The sequence below is a fragment of the Streptomyces sp. bgisy130 genome (genome assembly GCF_057708345.1).
Genome location: NZ_JBYISA010000019.1, coordinates 107,515 through 123,755, shown reverse-complemented (window position 1 = coordinate 123,755; position 16,241 = coordinate 107,515). Strand labels below are relative to the sequence as shown.

At 71.0% G+C, this 16,241-nt stretch carries 14 protein-coding genes and 2 pseudogenes; 6 read left to right on the top strand and 10 right to left on the bottom strand.

Translation table 11 applies throughout. The features are described from left to right. Positions 1 to 179: 179 nt before the first annotated feature. The 4 genes and pseudogenes from ggt to AC3EUV_RS23730 all read right to left on the bottom strand — a co-directional run. Positions 180 to 2,024 (bottom strand): gamma-glutamyltransferase, encoded by a 1,845-nt coding sequence (gene ggt / locus AC3EUV_RS23745; RefSeq protein WP_435603847.1) that lies wholly within the window; start codon positions 2,022 to 2,024, stop codon positions 180 to 182. Between the two features lie 222 nt (positions 2,025 to 2,246). Next, the gene (locus AC3EUV_RS23740) at positions 2,247 to 3,134 is read right to left on the bottom strand and encodes a DUF2268 domain-containing putative Zn-dependent protease (RefSeq protein WP_435603846.1); all 888 of its coding nucleotides are present in this window, start codon (positions 3,132 to 3,134) and stop codon (positions 2,247 to 2,249) included. A 75-nt stretch (positions 3,135 to 3,209) separates the two neighbouring features. Next, positions 3,210 to 3,815: an aminotransferase class I/II-fold pyridoxal phosphate-dependent enzyme gene (locus AC3EUV_RS23735; protein ID WP_435603864.1), complete on the bottom strand. Its 606-nt coding sequence runs from the start codon at positions 3,813 to 3,815 to the stop codon at positions 3,210 to 3,212. 106 nt (positions 3,816 to 3,921) lie between these two features. Next, a pseudogene (locus AC3EUV_RS23730) lies at positions 3,922 to 4,566 on the bottom strand (aminotransferase class I/II-fold pyridoxal phosphate-dependent enzyme); the annotation flags it as partial. Positions 4,567 to 4,816: 250 nt separating this feature from the next. Between AC3EUV_RS23730 and yczE the strand changes: the two are divergent. Both yczE and AC3EUV_RS23720 read left to right on the top strand, forming a co-directional pair. Continuing rightward, positions 4,817 to 5,614: a membrane protein YczE gene (yczE, locus tag AC3EUV_RS23725; RefSeq protein ID WP_435603845.1), complete on the top strand. Its 798-nt coding sequence runs from the start codon at positions 4,817 to 4,819 to the stop codon at positions 5,612 to 5,614. A gap of 104 nt (positions 5,615 to 5,718) precedes the next feature. Continuing rightward, positions 5,719 to 6,216, top strand: coding sequence for a peptidylprolyl isomerase (locus AC3EUV_RS23720; protein ID WP_432142508.1), 498 nt, complete (start codon positions 5,719 to 5,721; stop codon positions 6,214 to 6,216). 68 nt (positions 6,217 to 6,284) lie between these two features. On the opposite strand, the gene AC3EUV_RS23715 is transcribed toward AC3EUV_RS23720, so the two are convergent. Beyond that, the gene (locus AC3EUV_RS23715) at positions 6,285 to 6,713 is read right to left on the bottom strand and encodes a TIGR03668 family PPOX class F420-dependent oxidoreductase (protein WP_432142507.1); all 429 of its coding nucleotides are present in this window, start codon (positions 6,711 to 6,713) and stop codon (positions 6,285 to 6,287) included. A 64-nt stretch (positions 6,714 to 6,777) separates the two neighbouring features. Next, positions 6,778 to 7,602 (bottom strand): LLM class F420-dependent oxidoreductase, encoded by an 825-nt coding sequence (locus AC3EUV_RS23710; protein ID WP_435603844.1) that lies wholly within the window; start codon positions 7,600 to 7,602, stop codon positions 6,778 to 6,780. 291 nt (positions 7,603 to 7,893) lie between these two features. Between AC3EUV_RS23710 and AC3EUV_RS23705 the strand changes: the two genes are divergently transcribed. Then, positions 7,894 to 8,478, top strand: coding sequence for an AAA family ATPase (locus tag AC3EUV_RS23705; RefSeq protein ID WP_435603843.1), 585 nt, complete (start codon positions 7,894 to 7,896; stop codon positions 8,476 to 8,478). An 81-nt stretch (positions 8,479 to 8,559) separates the two neighbouring features. Here the strand turns inward: AC3EUV_RS23705 and AC3EUV_RS23700 are convergent, their stop codons facing one another. From AC3EUV_RS23700 to AC3EUV_RS23690, 3 genes and pseudogenes are all read right to left on the bottom strand, one after another. Then, positions 8,560 to 9,585 (bottom strand): AI-2E family transporter, encoded by a 1,026-nt coding sequence (locus AC3EUV_RS23700; RefSeq protein ID WP_432142504.1) that lies wholly within the window; start codon positions 9,583 to 9,585, stop codon positions 8,560 to 8,562. A 497-nt stretch (positions 9,586 to 10,082) separates the two neighbouring features. Further along, positions 10,083 to 10,820: a hypothetical protein gene (locus AC3EUV_RS23695; RefSeq protein ID WP_432142503.1), complete on the bottom strand. Its 738-nt coding sequence runs from the start codon at positions 10,818 to 10,820 to the stop codon at positions 10,083 to 10,085. 251 nt (positions 10,821 to 11,071) lie between these two features. Beyond that, positions 11,072 to 11,485 (bottom strand): annotated as a pseudogene (locus tag AC3EUV_RS23690) (FAD-dependent oxidoreductase); the annotation flags it as partial. Between the two features lie 203 nt (positions 11,486 to 11,688). Between AC3EUV_RS23690 and AC3EUV_RS23685 the strand changes: the two are divergent. The 3 genes from AC3EUV_RS23685 to AC3EUV_RS23675 all read left to right on the top strand — a co-directional run bounded on the left by AC3EUV_RS23685 (position 11,689) and on the right by AC3EUV_RS23675 (position 14,476). Beyond that, positions 11,689 to 12,258, top strand: a complete 570-nt coding sequence (locus AC3EUV_RS23685; protein WP_435603842.1) for a hypothetical protein — start codon at positions 11,689 to 11,691, stop codon at positions 12,256 to 12,258. Between the two features lie 140 nt (positions 12,259 to 12,398). Beyond that, positions 12,399 to 13,187, top strand: coding sequence for an alpha/beta fold hydrolase (locus tag AC3EUV_RS23680; RefSeq protein ID WP_435603841.1), 789 nt, complete (start codon positions 12,399 to 12,401; stop codon positions 13,185 to 13,187). Further along, entirely contained in the window at positions 13,184 to 14,476 is a 1,293-nt protein-coding gene (locus AC3EUV_RS23675) for a cytochrome P450 (RefSeq protein WP_435603840.1), read from the top strand. Before AC3EUV_RS23680 ends, AC3EUV_RS23675 begins: the two co-directional genes overlap by 4 nt. Positions 14,477 to 14,541: 65 nt before the next feature. Here AC3EUV_RS23675 and AC3EUV_RS23670 read toward each other — a convergent pair whose 3' ends face one another. Further along, the gene (locus tag AC3EUV_RS23670; protein WP_435603839.1) at positions 14,542 to 16,131 is read right to left on the bottom strand and encodes an ABC transporter ATP-binding protein; all 1,590 of its coding nucleotides are present in this window, start codon (positions 16,129 to 16,131) and stop codon (positions 14,542 to 14,544) included. Positions 16,132 to 16,241: the final 110 nt, after the last annotated feature.

The following is a 16,241-nucleotide window of genomic DNA, read 5'->3' as shown; positions in this document are numbered from 1 at the left end:
CCCCGTGAAGGCCGCAGTTCCGCGAAGCGACGGCGCCGTAAAGACCAGTCCCCCTCCGGATCAGGCCCCGGAGGGGGACGGCCTTACTGGACGGCCTTACTGGACTGCCCTACTGGACGGGCATCGTTCGTGGTGCAGCATTCGTGGGCCCTTATTGGGCGGCCTGTGCAGGCCCGGCCTCAGTGGGATTCCTTCAGCACCATGGCCGATCCCCCGCCACGGCGCTTGGGCTCGGCCACCGCCGTGAGCTTGCCGTCCGGCAGGAATTCCAGGGCGGCCACTGCCCCGATCTCCGGTGACGGTGTGAAGGCCTTCGGGGCGAGGACGAACTTGTGGCCCATGCCGTCCAGCTTCTTCCGTTCGGGCGAGGAGAGGAAGGCCGGTTCGGCTTCGGTCGCGGTCTGGTTCCGCTGGGAGAGGCGCGGCGCGGCGACCGCTGCCGGGAGCGGCATACCGAGATCCAGGCGGTTGACCAGGGTCTGTAGCACCGTGGTGATGATCGTGGCACCGCCCGGTGAACCCACCGCGATCATCGGCTTGCCGTCCCGCAGGACGATCGTCGGCGACATGCTGCTGCGCGGGCGCTTGCCGGGGCCCGGGAGGTTCGGGTCCGGCGTCCCCTTGGTGAGGGGAGCGAAGTCGAAGTCGGTCAGCTCGTTGTTGAGCAGGAATCCGCGGCCGGGGACGGTGATGGCCGAGCCACCGGTCTGCTCGATCGTCAGGGTGTAGGAGACGACATTGCCCCAGCGGTCCGCGGTCACCAGGTGGGTGGTCGAGGGCCCTTCGTGCGGCTGCTTGCTGCCGGTCCTGTGGTCGCAGCCCGAGCCGGGGTGGCGTGGGTCGGCGGGGGCGACGGGGCTAGTGAGCGCCTTGTCGGAACGGATCAGGCAGGACCGGTCCTTGGCGAAGTCCTTGCCGAGCAGCTCCTTGGTGGGCACGTCCGAGAACGCCGGGTCGCCCACCCAGCGGTTGCGGTCGGCGAAGGAGATCCGGCTGGCCTCCAGGTAGTGGTGCAGGGCCTGGGTCTTGTCGGCCTTCGAGAGGTGGAAGTTCTCCAGGATGTTCAGCGCCTCGCCCACGGTGGTGCCGCCGGACGAGGACGGTGCCATGGAGTAGACGTCCAGCCCGTGATACGTGGTCCGGGTCGGCTCCCTGTGCAGGGGCTGGTAATCGGCGAGGTCCTTCGCCTTCATGAGGCCGGGGCGGGCCTTGTGCGAGGCGCCGGCAGCCATCGGCGGCTTCTGGACGGTCCGCACCACATCGCGCCCGACGTCCCCGTGGTAGAGCGCGCCGACGCCTTCACGGGCGAGCCGGCGGTACGTCCGGGCGAGATCGGGGTTGCGGAAGCGCGAGCCGACCACCGGAAGCTTGCCGTTGGGCAGGAACAGGTCGGTGGTGGACTTGAAGTCGCGGAAGCGCTTCTCGTTCATCTCCGTCTGCGCACGGAACTCGTCGTTGACCACGAAGCCGTCGCGGGCGATCCGGGTGGCCGGGCTCAGCGCCTTCGCCAGCGGGACCGTGCCCCAGTTCTTGAGCGCTTTGTCCCATGTCGCCGGCGTGCCCGGGATGCCGACCGACAGGCCCGAGTTGATCACTTCAGCGGTGGGGAGCGGCTTGCCGGTCGAAGGGTCGAGGAAGGAGTCCGAGCGCATCCGGTGCGGCGCGGTCTCCCGGCCGTCGATGGTGCGTACCTTCTTGGCCTTGGCGTCGTAGTAGACCATGAAGCCGCCGCCCCCGACGCCCGCGGAGTACGGCTCAACTACGCCCAGCGCGGCGGCAGTTGCCACCGCCGCGTCCACGGCGTTGCCTCCCTTGCGCAGCACCTCGATCCCGGCCCGGGAGGCGTACGGATTGACGCTGGACACCGCGCCGCCGCTACCGGTGGCCACGGCCTTCTTCGCCGGTGGCCGGTCCTTGGCTTCGGCGGCGGACGCGGTGCCGTTGACACCGCAGGAGGTGGCCAGCAGGGAAAGACTGAGCGCAGCCGCAGATGCAGCGGCGACAGCGGCACGACGGACAGCCATACGGCCTCCAGGTATTCACTGTGTGGTGACGTGCGATTTCCGAAACCCTGGCACCGCTCGACCGGCCAATCAACGCTGAGTTGCAAGGTTTGCGCGAGATCTGAGGTTTCCGTCCGGTAACCCTTTCGGGGGCCGGGACCGCCGCAGCCCCATGTAAAGGGCTTGGCGGGGCGCCGTGGACAAGCCACCGGCGCCCCGGCCCCCTGAATGCCGCCGGACCCGTTACACGCTGGTCGGTACGCCCGCGTTGGTGAGGATCTCGCGCACCGGCAGGGCGATGCTCTCGGCGGCGGTCAGGCTGGAGGCTGCCAAGTGGGCGTCCACGATGCGCAGTCCGACCGCGTAACCGGCGAAGTCCGGCAGGCCCACGGGCTGTTGGCCCAGGAGCTCTGCGGTGGCGTCGCCCAGTACATACGCGGTCAGGTGCTGCATCCCGGCCACGTCGATGTCCGCGGTGATCTTTTCGTAGGCGCTGTCCAGTCCGGCGCCGGTCAGCGCCCTCGACCAGGGGCCCATGGCCTCTTCGCCGGCCAGCTCCCGTACGAATGCCTCAGCCAGGCCCTCGGCGACGACGTGCTCCCCCACCGTGACGGCCATCGGGTCCCAGACCACATTCGCGTAGCGCACATTGTGGTGGAGCTCGTGCACGGCGGCGTGCTCGATCTTCTTCAGGGCGGTGTCGGTGGGCCACATCGTCAGGTGGATCGCACCCGGGAACCCGCCCGCACCGAAGTAGCCGGCGCTGCGGACCGTCAGGTGATGGTCGTCGGGGTTGCCGAGCACCAGGACGACATGCACGGTCTCCGCGTGCTTGATGCCGGGCACCGCACCGCTGATCCGCTCCCATCCGAGGTTGAGGGATTCCTCGATGCGGTGCCACACCCCCGCGTCCTGCATCTGACGCAGGGCGGGCACGTAGCGCGGGTCCTCACGGTCGAGGCGGAAACCAACGCCCTGTTGGTGCATCTGGACCAGATCGATGTCTCCCATCGCGGCCATCGCGCTCTTCAGCGGACTGAGCATTTCCCGGAAGGCGTCGGGCCGTTCCTCCAGCGGACACTGGAGGAGGTCGAGCATGGTGGACGCCGTGTCGTGCACAACAATCTTCATGACTCGGACCGTAGGACCTCCCGTTACGGGAGGTGCAAGCCGCTTACGGGAGGTGCAAGCCGCAAGCGGTCCGTCTCAGACGACCCAGTGCGGTTGTTGTCGGGTGGTGGGCGGGTGCGGGAGGCCGTCGGCGAGGGCGGTGGCCATGCGGCGTACGGCCTCGTGCAGGGTGTCGGGCGGCACTGTGTACGGGATACGGAGGCGCTGTTCGAAGAGGCCCGGGTCGGTGGCGAAGTGGGTGCCGCCCTCGATGCGGACCCCATAGTCCAGCGCCCGCTCGGCCAGTGCCGAGGCGACGGGTTCGCCGAGGTCGACCCATAGCGACAGGCCGCCGGGCGGCAGGTGCCAGGTCCACTGCGGGACGTGTGCGGTGAGGGCGGCGGCCAGGGCGGTGCGCCGGCGGCGCATCTCTTCCAGGCGGGGCGGCAGCAGGTCATCGGCCCGTGCCAGCAGGGTGAGGGCCAGCAGTTGGTCCAGGACCGAGCCGCCCATGTCGGTGGCGACCCGCTGGCCGGCGAGTTCGGTGACGAGCCGCGCGGGGGCGCGCAGCCAGCCGATGCGCAGGCCGCCCCAGTGGGTCTTGCTCATCGAGCCGACGGTGATGACCTGGCCGGTTCGGTCGGGTGTGGTGTGGGTGGCGAAGGGCGGCTGGGCGGGGACGTCGAGAGCGAGGTCGGCCAGGGTCTCGTCGATGACCAGCCAGGTGCCGGAGCGGTTGCGCGGCGGTCAGGACGCGGGCGCGCTTGTCCCCGGGCATGAGGCAGCCGGTCGGATTGTGGAAGTCCGCTATCAGGTAGGCGAGTTGAGGCACCACCTGACGCAGGGTCGATTCGATGATCTCGATGTCCCAGCCGGTGTCGGTCACCGGGACCGACACGGTACGCAGCCGGCCGCGGCGCATCGCCTCCAGGGCGTTCGGGTAGGACGGGTTCTCGACCATGACCCGGTCACCGGGCCGGCACAGCAGCCCCAGGACGAGGGTGAGCGCGTGCTGGGCGCCGGAGGTCACCAGGATCTGTTCGGGCACGGTGGCCAGTCCCCGCCGGGTGAAGCGTTCGGCGATGGCGGCGCGCAGGTCCGGCAGGCCATAGGGGTGGTAGCCGGGAGTGTGGACATGCTCGGCCAGCTGCGGGGCGATCCGGGCGAGCGCCTCGGTGAGCGTCTGTTCCGGGAGTCCGGGGGCGGCCCTGGCCAGGTCGATCGCGGTGTCCTGGGGGCCGAGGAGACGGGTGATGCCGCTGGGAGCCCGGCCGTCGGGCAGGGCCGTCCAGGTGCCGGAGCCCTGGCGGCTGTGGGCGTAGCCGCTCTCGCGGAGCAGGTCGTACCCGGCGGTGATGGTGGCCCTGCTGGTGTGGAGGGCTGCGGCCAGTTCCCGTTCGGCGGGGAGTTTGACGTGCAGCGCAATACGGCCGTCCAGGATGAGTCCGCTCATCGCCCGGGCCAGGTGGCGGTAGGCCGGCCGGGTCCCCGACAGGTCGGGCAGCAGCGCGGCCAGCTGCCGGCTCCCCAGGGTCCGTCGGGTGCGATCCACCCTGTCCACCGGCCGGAACGGATGCGGGTCCGCCATACCACCCTCCCCGGATTGGCCGTGTTTCCCAGGCCAATCACCTTACAGACTCGCCGCATTGGCCTTGAGGCACACGCGGCGCAACGGGCGTGCGTGGGCCGACCGGAGCGGGCCCATGGAGGGGATCGGTATGGAGCAGGACCGTACGGAGCGTCGTGACCGTCACCATCGGCGCCGTGGCGAGGAGCGCGTCGAGGGTGCTGTGCCGGGTGGGCGCCCCGTCGGGTCCGCGCGGCTCATCTCCCGTACGCGGCCGTCGCCGCCCCCGCTCAGCTACCTCCCCTTCGGTGAGCGTCCGCTGCGCCGACTTCCCCAACTGCTGGTCGGCCTCGCCCTGTACGGCTTCAGCCTCTCGGTCCTGGTCAGGGCGTCGTTGGGCGTCAACCCGTGGAGCGTTCTCTACGAGGGGCTGGAGCAGCACACCGCGCTGAGCTTCGGCACGATCAGCGCCGTCCTGGGGGTGCTGGTGCTGCTGTTGTGGATTCCCCTCAAGCAGCGGCCGACGCTCGGCACCGTCGCCAACATTGTCGTGCTGGCGTACTCATCCGACCTCGGTCTGCGGCTCCTCCCCCAGCACCTCGGGCTCCCCGCCCGGGCCGGGCTGCTCGTCGGTGGCGTCGTCCTGAATGGACTGTCCGTCGCCGTCTACGTCGGCGCGCGCTTCGGCCCCGGGCCCCGGGACGGGCTGATGACCGGTGCGTCCGCCGTGAGCGGGTGCTCGATCCGGCTGGTCCGCACCCTGATCGAGATCGCCGTGCTGGTGGTGGGGCGGCTGCTCGGTGGGAGCGTGGGGGTGGGCACCGTGCTGTACGCGCTCGCGGTCGGCCCGGTCACCCAGTTCTTCCTGCCCTGGTTCGCCTGCCGGAGCACTGCCGGGCGAGGCGGTGCCGCCCGAGGGGAGGAATCGGGCTGAAATGATCAAGACGTGAGGGGCGGAGCAGGGGGACGCTCCCCTCCGTGACCGGCAAACCGGGGCTGGGTGTCGGCCCGAGATCGGCGGATGTGAGGATTGCCGTCATGAGTAACGACGTGTTCTTCGACATCACCATCAACGGCGACCCGGCAGGCCGGATCGTTTTCACGCTCTTCGACGACGTGGTCCCCAAGACCGCGAGGAACTTCCGCGAGCTCGCCACCGGCCAGAACGGCTACGGCTACGAGGGATCCGGCTTCCACCGCGTGATCCCCGACTTCATGCTCCAGGGAGGCGACTTCACCGCCGGCAACGGGACCGGTGGCAAGAGCATCTACGGTGAGAAGTTCGCGGACGAGAACTTCCAGCTCAAGCACACCAAGCCCGGTCAGCTCTCGATGGCCAACGCCGGCCCGAACAGCAACGGCTCGCAGTTCTTCATCACCACCATCGTGACCGACTGGCTCGACAACAAGCACGTCGTGTTCGGCGAGGTCACCGAGGGCATGGACCTCGTCCGGAAGATCGAGTCGCTCGGTTCGCACGGCGGCGCCACCAAGGCCAAGATCGTCATCGCGAAGTCCGGCGTGGTCGGCGCCTGACACCCGTGGGTGTGCGGTCCGGTGGGTGCGGGCCTTCCCCCCCGACCCACCGGGCCGGCCCTGCATAGTCAGGTGGCGTGCCAGCCGGACCAGCGGGCCACCTGGATCTCCACCACGGGGCCGTGCGGGGCGCGGTCGGCGTATTGCCGGTACTTGCGCGTCAGCAGGTCCACGTAACGCGCGGACGCCGCCGCCCGCTCGGCCGGTGGCAGCGTGGTGGCCGTGCCGTCGGCGCGCGCCCACCACAGGCGGTCCCAGTCCTCGTCATAGCCGTCGACGAGGAGACAGACCTCGGGGTGGGCGCGGATGTTGGCCAGCCGCTTGAGGTGGACCGAGCGCTTCGGTTTGTGGTCCACGGCGAAGACCAGGGTGTCACCGGTCAGCGCGAAGACCGCGGGAACGAGATGCGGACGGCCGGTCTCGTCGACGGTGGCGAGGCGGGCGATCCGCGCCCGGGCGAAGCACTCCCGGGCCCGGCCGCCGGTCATCCGCGGCACTGCCGCACCCAGCCGTTCATACGCCGCGGCACCCGCCCGTTCAGCCCCCGCGGCACCCGGCCGTTCACCGGAAGCGGGCCGCGGTGTCCGAGAACCGGTCCAGATACGACAGGGTCTCGGGCTCCGGCAACGTCGGAAGGTAGAACAGCAGGCGCTCCACATCGAGCTGTGTGTACTGCTCGATGATCTCCGGCTCGTTCGCCACCGCGTAGACCGTCACCGGCACGTTCCGGCCCGCGATGCTGCGCAGCCGGTCGATCTTCGGCCCCAGTTCCTGGGGCGGCAGGCTGTTGGCGAGCCAGGCGTCACCCAGGGCGGCCACCCGGTCGAAGGCCGCCTCGCCGCCGCCCACGTAGACCGGCGGGTGTGGCCGCTGCACCGGCTTCGGCCAGGAGCAGACCGGGTCGAAGTCGACGAACTCCCCGTGGAATTCGGCCTTGTCCTGTGTCCACAGCTCGCGCATGGCCCGCAGCCGCTCGTCCACGAGTCGGCCGCGGGTGCGGGGGTCGGTGCCGTGGTTCTCCATCTCCTCCCGGTTCCAGCCGACACCGATCCCGAAGACGGCCCGCCCATTGGAGACGAGGTCCAGCGAGGCCACCTCCTTGGCCGTGATGAGCGGGTCCCGCTGGGCCACCAGGGCGATGCCGGTGCCCAGCAGAATCCGCTCGGTCACCGCGGCGGCCGCGCTGAGCGCGACGAACGGGTCGAGGGTGCGGTAGTAGATCCCCGGCAGCTCGCCGCCGCCCGGGTAGGGCGAGCGGCGGTCGACCGGGATGTGGGTGTGCTCGGCGATGAGCAGGGAGTCGAGCCCCCGCTCCTCAACGGCGCGCCCCAGCGCGGCGGGCGCGATGCCCTGGTCGGTGAGGAAGGTCGACACACCGAACTTCACAGCGGCTACCTCGGATTCGGGGTTGAACGTATGCGGGGTGGGGGTTGCCGGGTCGTGGCTTGGCCGGTCGGGGGTTTGGGTTCGTCCGTTCGTGGTTCATGCGCCCCGTAATCGCGGGCTCGGGCTCGGGCTCGGACCCCGGCTGCCCCGGAAGGCCGGCCCAGCCCCAGGGCCAGGTACCCGGATCGGCCCCGGCCCAATAATCCGTGCGGCCGACCGGGCGATCTGTCAGTGTTCGGACTTCAGGCCGATTCCGACCAGCGCACAGCAGAAGGGCAGCGCGCCCGCACCATGACCACACACGCTCCCGGACGAGTGACCCCGCAGGGGCCGTGGAACGACGGCGGCGTCGTGGTGATCACCGGCATCCAGGCAGCCGGCAAGTCCACGGTGGCCCAGGCGCTCGCCGAGCGCTTGCCCCGCTCCGTCCACCTGCGCGGTGACACCTTCCGCCGCAACATCGTCCGGGGTCAGATCAATATGACGCCCGACGCGGAGAAGCACGCCGTCGCCCAGCTCGAACTGCGCTACCGGCTGACGGCGCACTGCTCCGACGAGTATGCGCAGGCCGGCTTCACCGTCATCGCGCAGGACATCCTCATCGGCGACTACCTCGCCGAGATGACCGGGTTCATCAAGACCAGGCCGCTCGCGGTCGTCGTGCTGCTCCCCGATCCGGCGGCGGTCGAGGCGCGCGAGGCATCCCGTCCCAAGACGGCGTACGGGCCCGACTGGACCGTACGGGACCTGGACCAGCTGATGCCGGCCGGGACTCCCCGGGACATCGGTCTGTGGCTGGACACCTCGCAGCAGACGGTGGACGAGACCGTCGACGAGATCCTCAGCCGGGCCTGGAGCGAGGGCGCCGTCGCCTGACGGGCTGTCCGAGAAGCGGCGTTCGGCGAGCGTCTGGAAGGCGGCCTGGCAGCCATAGCGGGGAGGCCGCGTAGAAACCCTTCAGCGCCCCGCGGAAGCCGGGGCAGGCGGCACGCGCAGGACGCCGTAGACGGACCAGGCCACCGACACCATCGGTACGGCGACCACCGCGCCGAGCACTCCCGCTGTGACGCTGCCGCAGATAACGGTGAGGGCCACCACCACCGGGTGCAGCCGGACCGCCTTGCTCATCACCAGGGGGTGCAGCACATGGCCTTCGATCTGTCCGATGACCACGATCAGCAGCACGACGACGGCGGCCACCACCGGTCCCTTCGCGGCCAGCGCCACCACGGCGGCGATGGCCAGTGCCACGGGCGAGCCCACCAGCGGGATGAATGCGGCGAAGAATTCCAGCACCGCCAGGGGAAGCGCGAGGGGAACCCCCAGCGCGAAGAGTCCCGCTCCTACGAGAACGGCGTTGATGGCGGCCACCACCACGATGCCCCGGGTGTAGCCGGTGAAGGTAGTCCATGCGGCGCGCCCGGCGGCATGCACGGGATGCCGCCCGCCCGCCGGCAGCTGGCCGCCGAACCATGCCCACATCCGGTCGCCCGAATGCAGAAAGAAAATCGAGCAGAAGAGTGCCAGTACTCCCACGGTCAGGACGGCCACGACCTGACCGACACCGCTGAGGGCGGTGCTGATCAGGGTGGCGCGATGGCTGGTCACGAACCGTGACAACCGGCCCTGGAGATCGGAGAGAGTCCCCGGGCGCAGATGGACCGGCGGCCCTTCGAGCCAGCGCTCGATGCGCTGTACGCCTCCGACGAACTCCCGGCGCAGTCCGTCCCACTCACCGGCGACGGTGGCCCCGATCAGACTGAGAATGGTGAAGAGGAGCAGGATGCCGACCACGAGGCCGAGCGCGACCGCCGCCGAACGTGGCATCCAGCGGCTCAGCAGACTGACCGCCGGCTCCAGAAGGGCGGTCAGCACCAGGGCCAGGAAGACGGCCAGCGTCACCAGATGAAAGCGGCCCAGCGCCGCGAAGATCGCGTAGGCGGCCGCGCCCACGATGATCAGGCGCCAGGCGTATCCGGCCACGACCCGCAGTGTCGGCGAGACCTCGACGCCCTCCCCCGGGCCGCGGTCCGGCGCACGTCCCCTCGCCCGGCGCACGCCCAGGGCCCGGACCCCGCGGGCGGTACGCCGCGCGGTGCCCCGGGGTCGCCGGGGCCCGTTCCCGTGAGCGTCGGGGGAACGCTCGCGCTCCCCGCCGGACCGGTTCCGCACTGGGCCGTCACCGCCTCCCGCCCCTCCCGTGACCAGCGCCGGAAGGGGGACGACTGCCGCGCGCGAGCGAGTGCGCACGCTCGGCGCATACCCAGTGGTGGTATCACCGCGGGGCCGTCTTCGAACGTGTGCGGGCGGGCATTCCCCCAATGGAGCAGGCTGTCGGCTCAGGTGCCGAGGGCATGCCCCGGCGCCGCGAAGCGGGCCGGACCGGGCCAGGCCAGGCCAGGCCAGGCCAGGAAATCTGCGACCGGTCGTGTCACGGTGTCGATTCGGGAGGGGGCCGTTCGTATAGAGGTGCGGGCCCGTTATGCCGGGGCGGCGGTGAGCGACGGGAGGGGCGTGGGTGAGGTGGGGGTGGCGCTGTCCCGGAGGTTCTGGCATTCGTCCGTCAGATGCGCGAGGGCGGCGGTGAGGGCCTCCTCCGCGTGGTCGTGCGGCGGGGTGTCCGGCAGGACGGCGACGGAGAGCTGACGCAGCAGTTCGGTGTGCGTGGCCAGGGCTTGGCGGGTGCGGGTATCGGTGTGGTCGGTCAGCAGCAGACGGGCGGCCGTATTGGCGGCGCGCAGTCGGGGCTGGTGGATACGGCGGTGGGGGCGGGGAAGGGCGCGCCAGGCCGTGTTGGCGACGGTGACCAGGCGCCAGATCTCGTTGTCGGCGGGGTCGGTGTCGTAAAACCGCAGGCCGTAGCGGCTCACCAGCCAATACGAGGTGGCCAGGGCGAACGCGGTGGCGGCGTCGAAGGCCAGCCAGAATCCGAGCAGATGGGGCTCGCCGCAGACGGCTCGTACCGCCAGCGCCGCCCCCGCTCCCCCGGCGCCGAACAGCACGGCCGCCACGAGCAGAAGCAGGAGCGCGGCCGGGAGCGCACCGATGCCGTTGGCACTGTCGAGGCGCGCCATGCCCTTCCAATGGGGCGCGAGATAGCGGGCGTAGCGGGCCCACCTGGGGGCGGGTTCGATCAGGGCGATACGGCCGGCCCAGCTGACGCTCTGCGGGCTCTTGGTGCTGTTGATGCCCGAGGTCGGGCCGCTACAGGGAATCACGTGAGCGACAACGAGTGGTGAGGGAAAACGCGACAGCCGAAGCGGAGGTTTAGGGGGCAGATTCCTCCCTCCGGCCGGGCGCGCGCCGCCGCAGTCTGAATGCGCCGGTGGCATACCCGGTCGATCATCCGATACATACGCGCGGCGGGCGCGCCCCCGGCCGGCGCCCCGGACGGGCGCGGTTCGGAGCCTTGGCCTGTTCCTCGATGCCCAAGGCCCGCACGAATACGGCGCACGCCTGGGCGAATGCCCTATTTGGCCTGCTCGTTTCCGGTGAACGCGGCGATCAGGTCGTGGGCTGTGTAGTTGTCGGAGTCGAGCCCGTGGGCCTCGGCGCCTTCGAAAGTGACAGCCTCGGCGCTGCGGGTGAACATGGCCTGCTCGTACTCGGCGAGCGCGGCGTCGATGTCGTCGGGGCGCGCGGCAAGGGTCTTGCCGAGTTCGGCGCCATCGAGCATGGCCAGGTTGGCGCCTTCGCCGTTCGGGGCCGTGAGGTGGGCGGCGTCGCCGAGCAGGGTCACCCCCGGCACCCGGTCCCACCGGTGCCCGGTCGGCAGAGCGTGGAGGCGGCGCAGGACCGGCGCGATGTCGCCGTCTGTGATCAGCGCGGTGAGTTCCGGCGCCCAGCCGTCGAACTCCTCCGCGATCCGCGCGGTGGCCGCGGCGGGAGCGCCGATCCCGTAAGCCGGGACGATGCGGTGCTGGCGGCCGGCGCCCACCAGCTCCAATGTCCCGGCAGCCCCCGACAGCTCACCGACAGGTGACCTTCCACGGCCGACAACCGGCCGAAACCGGCCCGGTCCCTGTCCAACGATCTGTGCGTGCGGAGCCAGGCTGCCAAGGGATCGGCTTCGGTACGGTTCCGGGCATGTCTGCTCCCTGTGACAGCTACGACTCGACCCGTCATCCCGATCTCCTGGCGTGGCTGACCGAACGACAGACCGGCTTCGGACGCTGGGCCCACGAAGCCGGCGGCGTCGCCCTGTTCGACTACTCCAACGCCTCCCTGGACGCGCTGGAAGACCTGGTGAGGGAGGCGTACACCGAGACGGAGGAGATCACTCAGCAGCGCCGCAGCCTCTTCGTCCAAGGCGCCGTGTGGTACCTCGGCGAAGTCTTGTGCCGCCGCAAGGGGTGGGTTTGGAAGTTCGAGCCGGACTTCGACACAGGCGAAGTACCGCCGTTCTACGGCGAGACGGAAGCGCCGGGACTCCTGGACGCTCCCTGCGTGGGCGCGCCCGGGGCCGGTCCCGGTGAGCACTGGTACCCGCTGAACGCGCTGCGCCGCTTGTTCACCGAGGACGACGAGGTGGGCAATCCGGTTGATGAACGGCTCGTCGGGATGGTCGAAGGCTGGTACGACGACGAAGGCGATGAGGACGATGAGGACGATGAGGACGATGAGGACCAGGAAGGCGAGGAAGAGTACGAGGGCTGATGCACCAGTGAACCTGCCTCCTCCCCCGGCCCACCGGGCCCGTGGCGCCCTTGCAGGGCAGGGATGTTAAGGACACTGTGGTCGCACTAGGTCAGGTGGCCTGCGCGGTCGGCAGGTTCCGTCACACGGTTGGAGTGAGCGTGGCTTCCTTCGTACTGCCCCATGCCTTGCACGGCTCGGGATCGCACAAGGTCATCGCCGTGCACGGGTGGTTCGCCGACCGGTCGGCCTTCGACCCGGTCCGGCCGGATCTGGACCAGGACGCGTTCCAGTACGCGCTGGTCGACCTCCGTGGCTATGGCGAGGCGAAGGACGCGGCCGGGGCGTACACCACCGGTGAGGGGGCGGCCGATGTGCTGGCGCTCGCCAACCGGCTGGGCTGGGAGCGGTTCTCGGTGATCGGCCATTCGATGGGGGCGAGCGTCGTCCAGCGGGTGCTGGCCGCGGCGCCGCGCCGGGTGCGCCGGATGGTCGGCATCTCTCCGGTGCCCGCCTCCGGTCTGCCGCTGCCGCCGGAGCAGTGGGAGCTGTTCTCCTCCGCTGCCCACACCCCGGGGAACCGGCGGGCCATCCTCGACCTCACCACGGGCGGGCAGCGGCCCGCCGCCTGGCTGGACCGGATGGTGCGGCGGTCGCTGGAGTGCAGCGATCCGAAGGCGTTCCGTTCCTGGCTGGACTCCTGGTCCGGGGAGGGGTTCGTCGCGGAGGTCGAGGGGTCGGCGGTGCCCGCGCTGGCGGTGACCGGCACGCTGGATCCCGCGCTCAACGCGGAGCTGACCCGGCAGACCTGGCTGCGGTGGTACACCCGCAGTGAGCTGGTCGAGCTGCCCTCGGCAGGGCACTACGCCATGGACGAGACCCCGCTCGAACTGATCCGGGCCGTGGAGGACTTCCTGCGCGCCGACGATGACGGAGCGGCGGCGGGATGACCGTGTCCGCAGCCGACGCCGCGGACCGGGAGGTGCCGGACGTCTTCGATCCGCGCGGCTATGCCGACGGGCTGCCGCACGCGGCGTTTCGGCTCTTGCGCGACCGGTATCCGGTGGCCTGGCAGGAGGAGCCCGAGGTGCTCGGCTGGCCCGCCGGGCCGGGCTTCTGGGCCGTCACCCGCCACCAGGACGTGGTACGGGTCCTGAAGGACGCCCGCACCTTCTCCTCGCACCTGGGCGCCACCCAGATCCGCGATCCCGATCCTGCCGACCTGCCGTTCATTCGCCGCATGATGCTCAATCAGGATCCCCCGGACCACGGTCGGCTGCGCCGTTCGGTCAGCCGGGCCTTCACCCCTCGTCAGGTCGACCGCTTCGGCGCCGTCATCCGTGAACGGGCCCGTGCCCTGCTTTCGGAAGCGGTCGCCACGGCACGTGCCGGGGACGGGGTGGGTGACCTCGTCACCGCCGTCACCGATGACTTCGCGCTGCTCAACCTCGCGGATCTGCTCGGGGTGCCGGCCGCCGATCGCGGGCTGCTCCTGGACTGGACCCGGCGCGTCATCGGCTACCAGGACCCGGACGAGGCCGGCCCGGCCACCACAGGACCGGACGGGCGGCCCGCCAACCCGCGCTCCCCCGCGCTGCTCCAGGACATGTTCGGCTTCGCGCGGGAACTGGCCGCCCACAAGCGGCGGCATCCGGGCGACGATGTGATGACGGTGCTCGCCTCGGACCCGGAACTGGCCACGCCCGAGCTGGAGATGTTCTTCTTTCTGCTGACCATCGCGGGCAATGACACCGTGCGCAGCGCGGCCCCCGGCGGACTGCTGGCACTGGCCCACCACCCGGACGCCTACCGCCGGCTGCGCGCGGGCGCCGTGGGGATGGCGACAGCTGTGGAGGAGCTGCTGCGCTGGCATCCGCCGGTGCTCAGCTTCCGCCGTACCGCGGCCCATGACACCGACCTGGCCGGGCGCACCGTTCGCGCCGGAGACAAGGTGGTGGTCTTCCACGGTTCGGCGAATTACGACGAGCGGGTGTTCGCCGACCCGCACGGCCTGGACCTGGCCCGGTCCGCCAATCCCCATGTCTCTTTCGGCGACGGGCCGCATGTCTGCCTGGGCGCCCATCTCGCCCGGCTGCAATTGCGGGTGCTGTACGAGGAGACCTGCCGTCTGCTGCCCGCCCTGGCGGTCGCCGGTCCGCCGAAGCGGCTCGTGTCGAACTTCATCAACGGTCTGAAGTCGCTGCCGTTGCGGCTGGTGGACACTCCCGGCGAGGTGTAGGCCGGGAAGGGAGTCGGTGGTGTGGCTCCCTCGGCGGCTCCCCGGGCGTGGGGTGGCGCGATCCGTCAGCGCCTCATGGAGACCGTGACACCGACTTCGGGTGCCGGTTGCAGCAGGGCGGCTGTGAGGGGGTGTTGGGGGGCGGTGAGCAGTTGGGCGGCCGGGCCCTGTTCGATGAGGTGGCCGTCGTCGAGTACGGCGATGCGGGTGGCCAGGGTCGCGGTGTCGCGGTCATGGGTGATCAGGACCAGGGACAGGTCCGGGTGGGTCCGTACGAGGTCGGCGAGGAGCGTGCACAGGCTGCGGCGGGTGACGGCGTCCTGGCCGGAGGTGATCTCATCGCAGATCAGGACCCGGGGGCGGGCCAGCAGGGCGCGGGCCAGGGCGGCGCGCTGGAGTTCACCGCCGGAGAGCTCCGTGGGCCGGCGGCGTATGAGGTCGCCGGGCAGCCCCAGGGTGCTCAAGGTGCGCTCGGCCTCGGTGAGGGCTTCGGTCCGCGGGACCGCGCGCAGCCGGACGGCGGTGCGCGCCACCTGGTCGAGGACCGGGCGGTGTTCGTCGAAGGCGGCGCGGGCGTCCTGGAAGACGTACTGGACGGCGGCCAGTTGCTCGCGGGTGCGGTCGCGGAGGCTGCGGGGCAGCGCGACGCCGTCCAGCAGGATCTCCCCGTCGTAGCTGCGGTGGAGACCGGCGAGACAGCGGGCGAGGGTGGTCTTGCCGCTGCCGGAGCGGCCCACGACGGCCGAACAGCCGGGCGGGAGCAGCAGTTCGGGGGTGCGCAGGACGGTGGACCCGCCGTGGTGGGCGGTGAGGTTCCGCACCTGGAGCACCGCCTCGGCGGCGGCCGGGCGGGAGGGGGTGTCGTCGGCCGGTGTCTCCGCGTCCGTGCTCTGGACGAGTGGGCTCTCCGGCGGCTCGGTGGAGGCAGCGGGGGTGAGGAGTGCCCGGGTCCAGGAGTGCTGAGGGTGGCTCCAGAGCTGTTCCGGGGTGCCGGATTCGACGATGCGGCCGGTGCGCAGGACATGGACGTGGTCGGCCAGGGTGCGGACGACCTCCAAGTCGTGGCTCAGGAGCAGTACCGCGATGCCCTCCCGGGCCACCGCGGCCAGCTGCTCGGCGACCTGCTGCTTCGTCACAGCGTCCTGGCCGGTGGTCGGTTCGTCCGCAACGAGGATGCCGGCGCCGGTCAGCAGGGCCTGGGCCAGGACGACGCGCTGTTGTTGGCCGCCGGAGAGCTGGTGGGGGTAGCGGTGCAGCAGGGCTTCGCCGTCGTGGAGCCGGGCCTGTGCGAGGGCGCGCAGGATGCGGTGCCGGATCTCGGACCGGCGGGCGCGGCGGGGCAGATGGCGTACCTGGGTGCGCGCGATGTCCTGGAGGAGGGCGGCGACCGGCCGGGCGGGGTTGAGAACGGTGGCGGGGTGCTGCGGTACGTAGCCGACGAGGGTGTGCGGGACGCGGACCTCGCCGGTCACCCTGGCGCCGGGCGGGTACTCGTGCAGCAGGGCGAGCCCGGTGGTGGTCTTGCCGCTGCCGGAGGCGCCGATCAGGGCGGTGATTTGGCCGGGTGGCACCCGCAGACTCACTCCGCCGACGAGGGCCCGGCCGTCGATTTCGACGCGGAGGTCCTGGACCTCAGCGGCCTCGTTCAGATGCACGGGTTGCTCTTTTCGTCTCGTCCGGGCGCGCGGGGCGGGCCGTCGGTGGGCGGAGGGGCGGGGGTGCGGCCGGGCCTCGGTGCTCGGTCCTGCGGGGGCCCTTCGTCGCG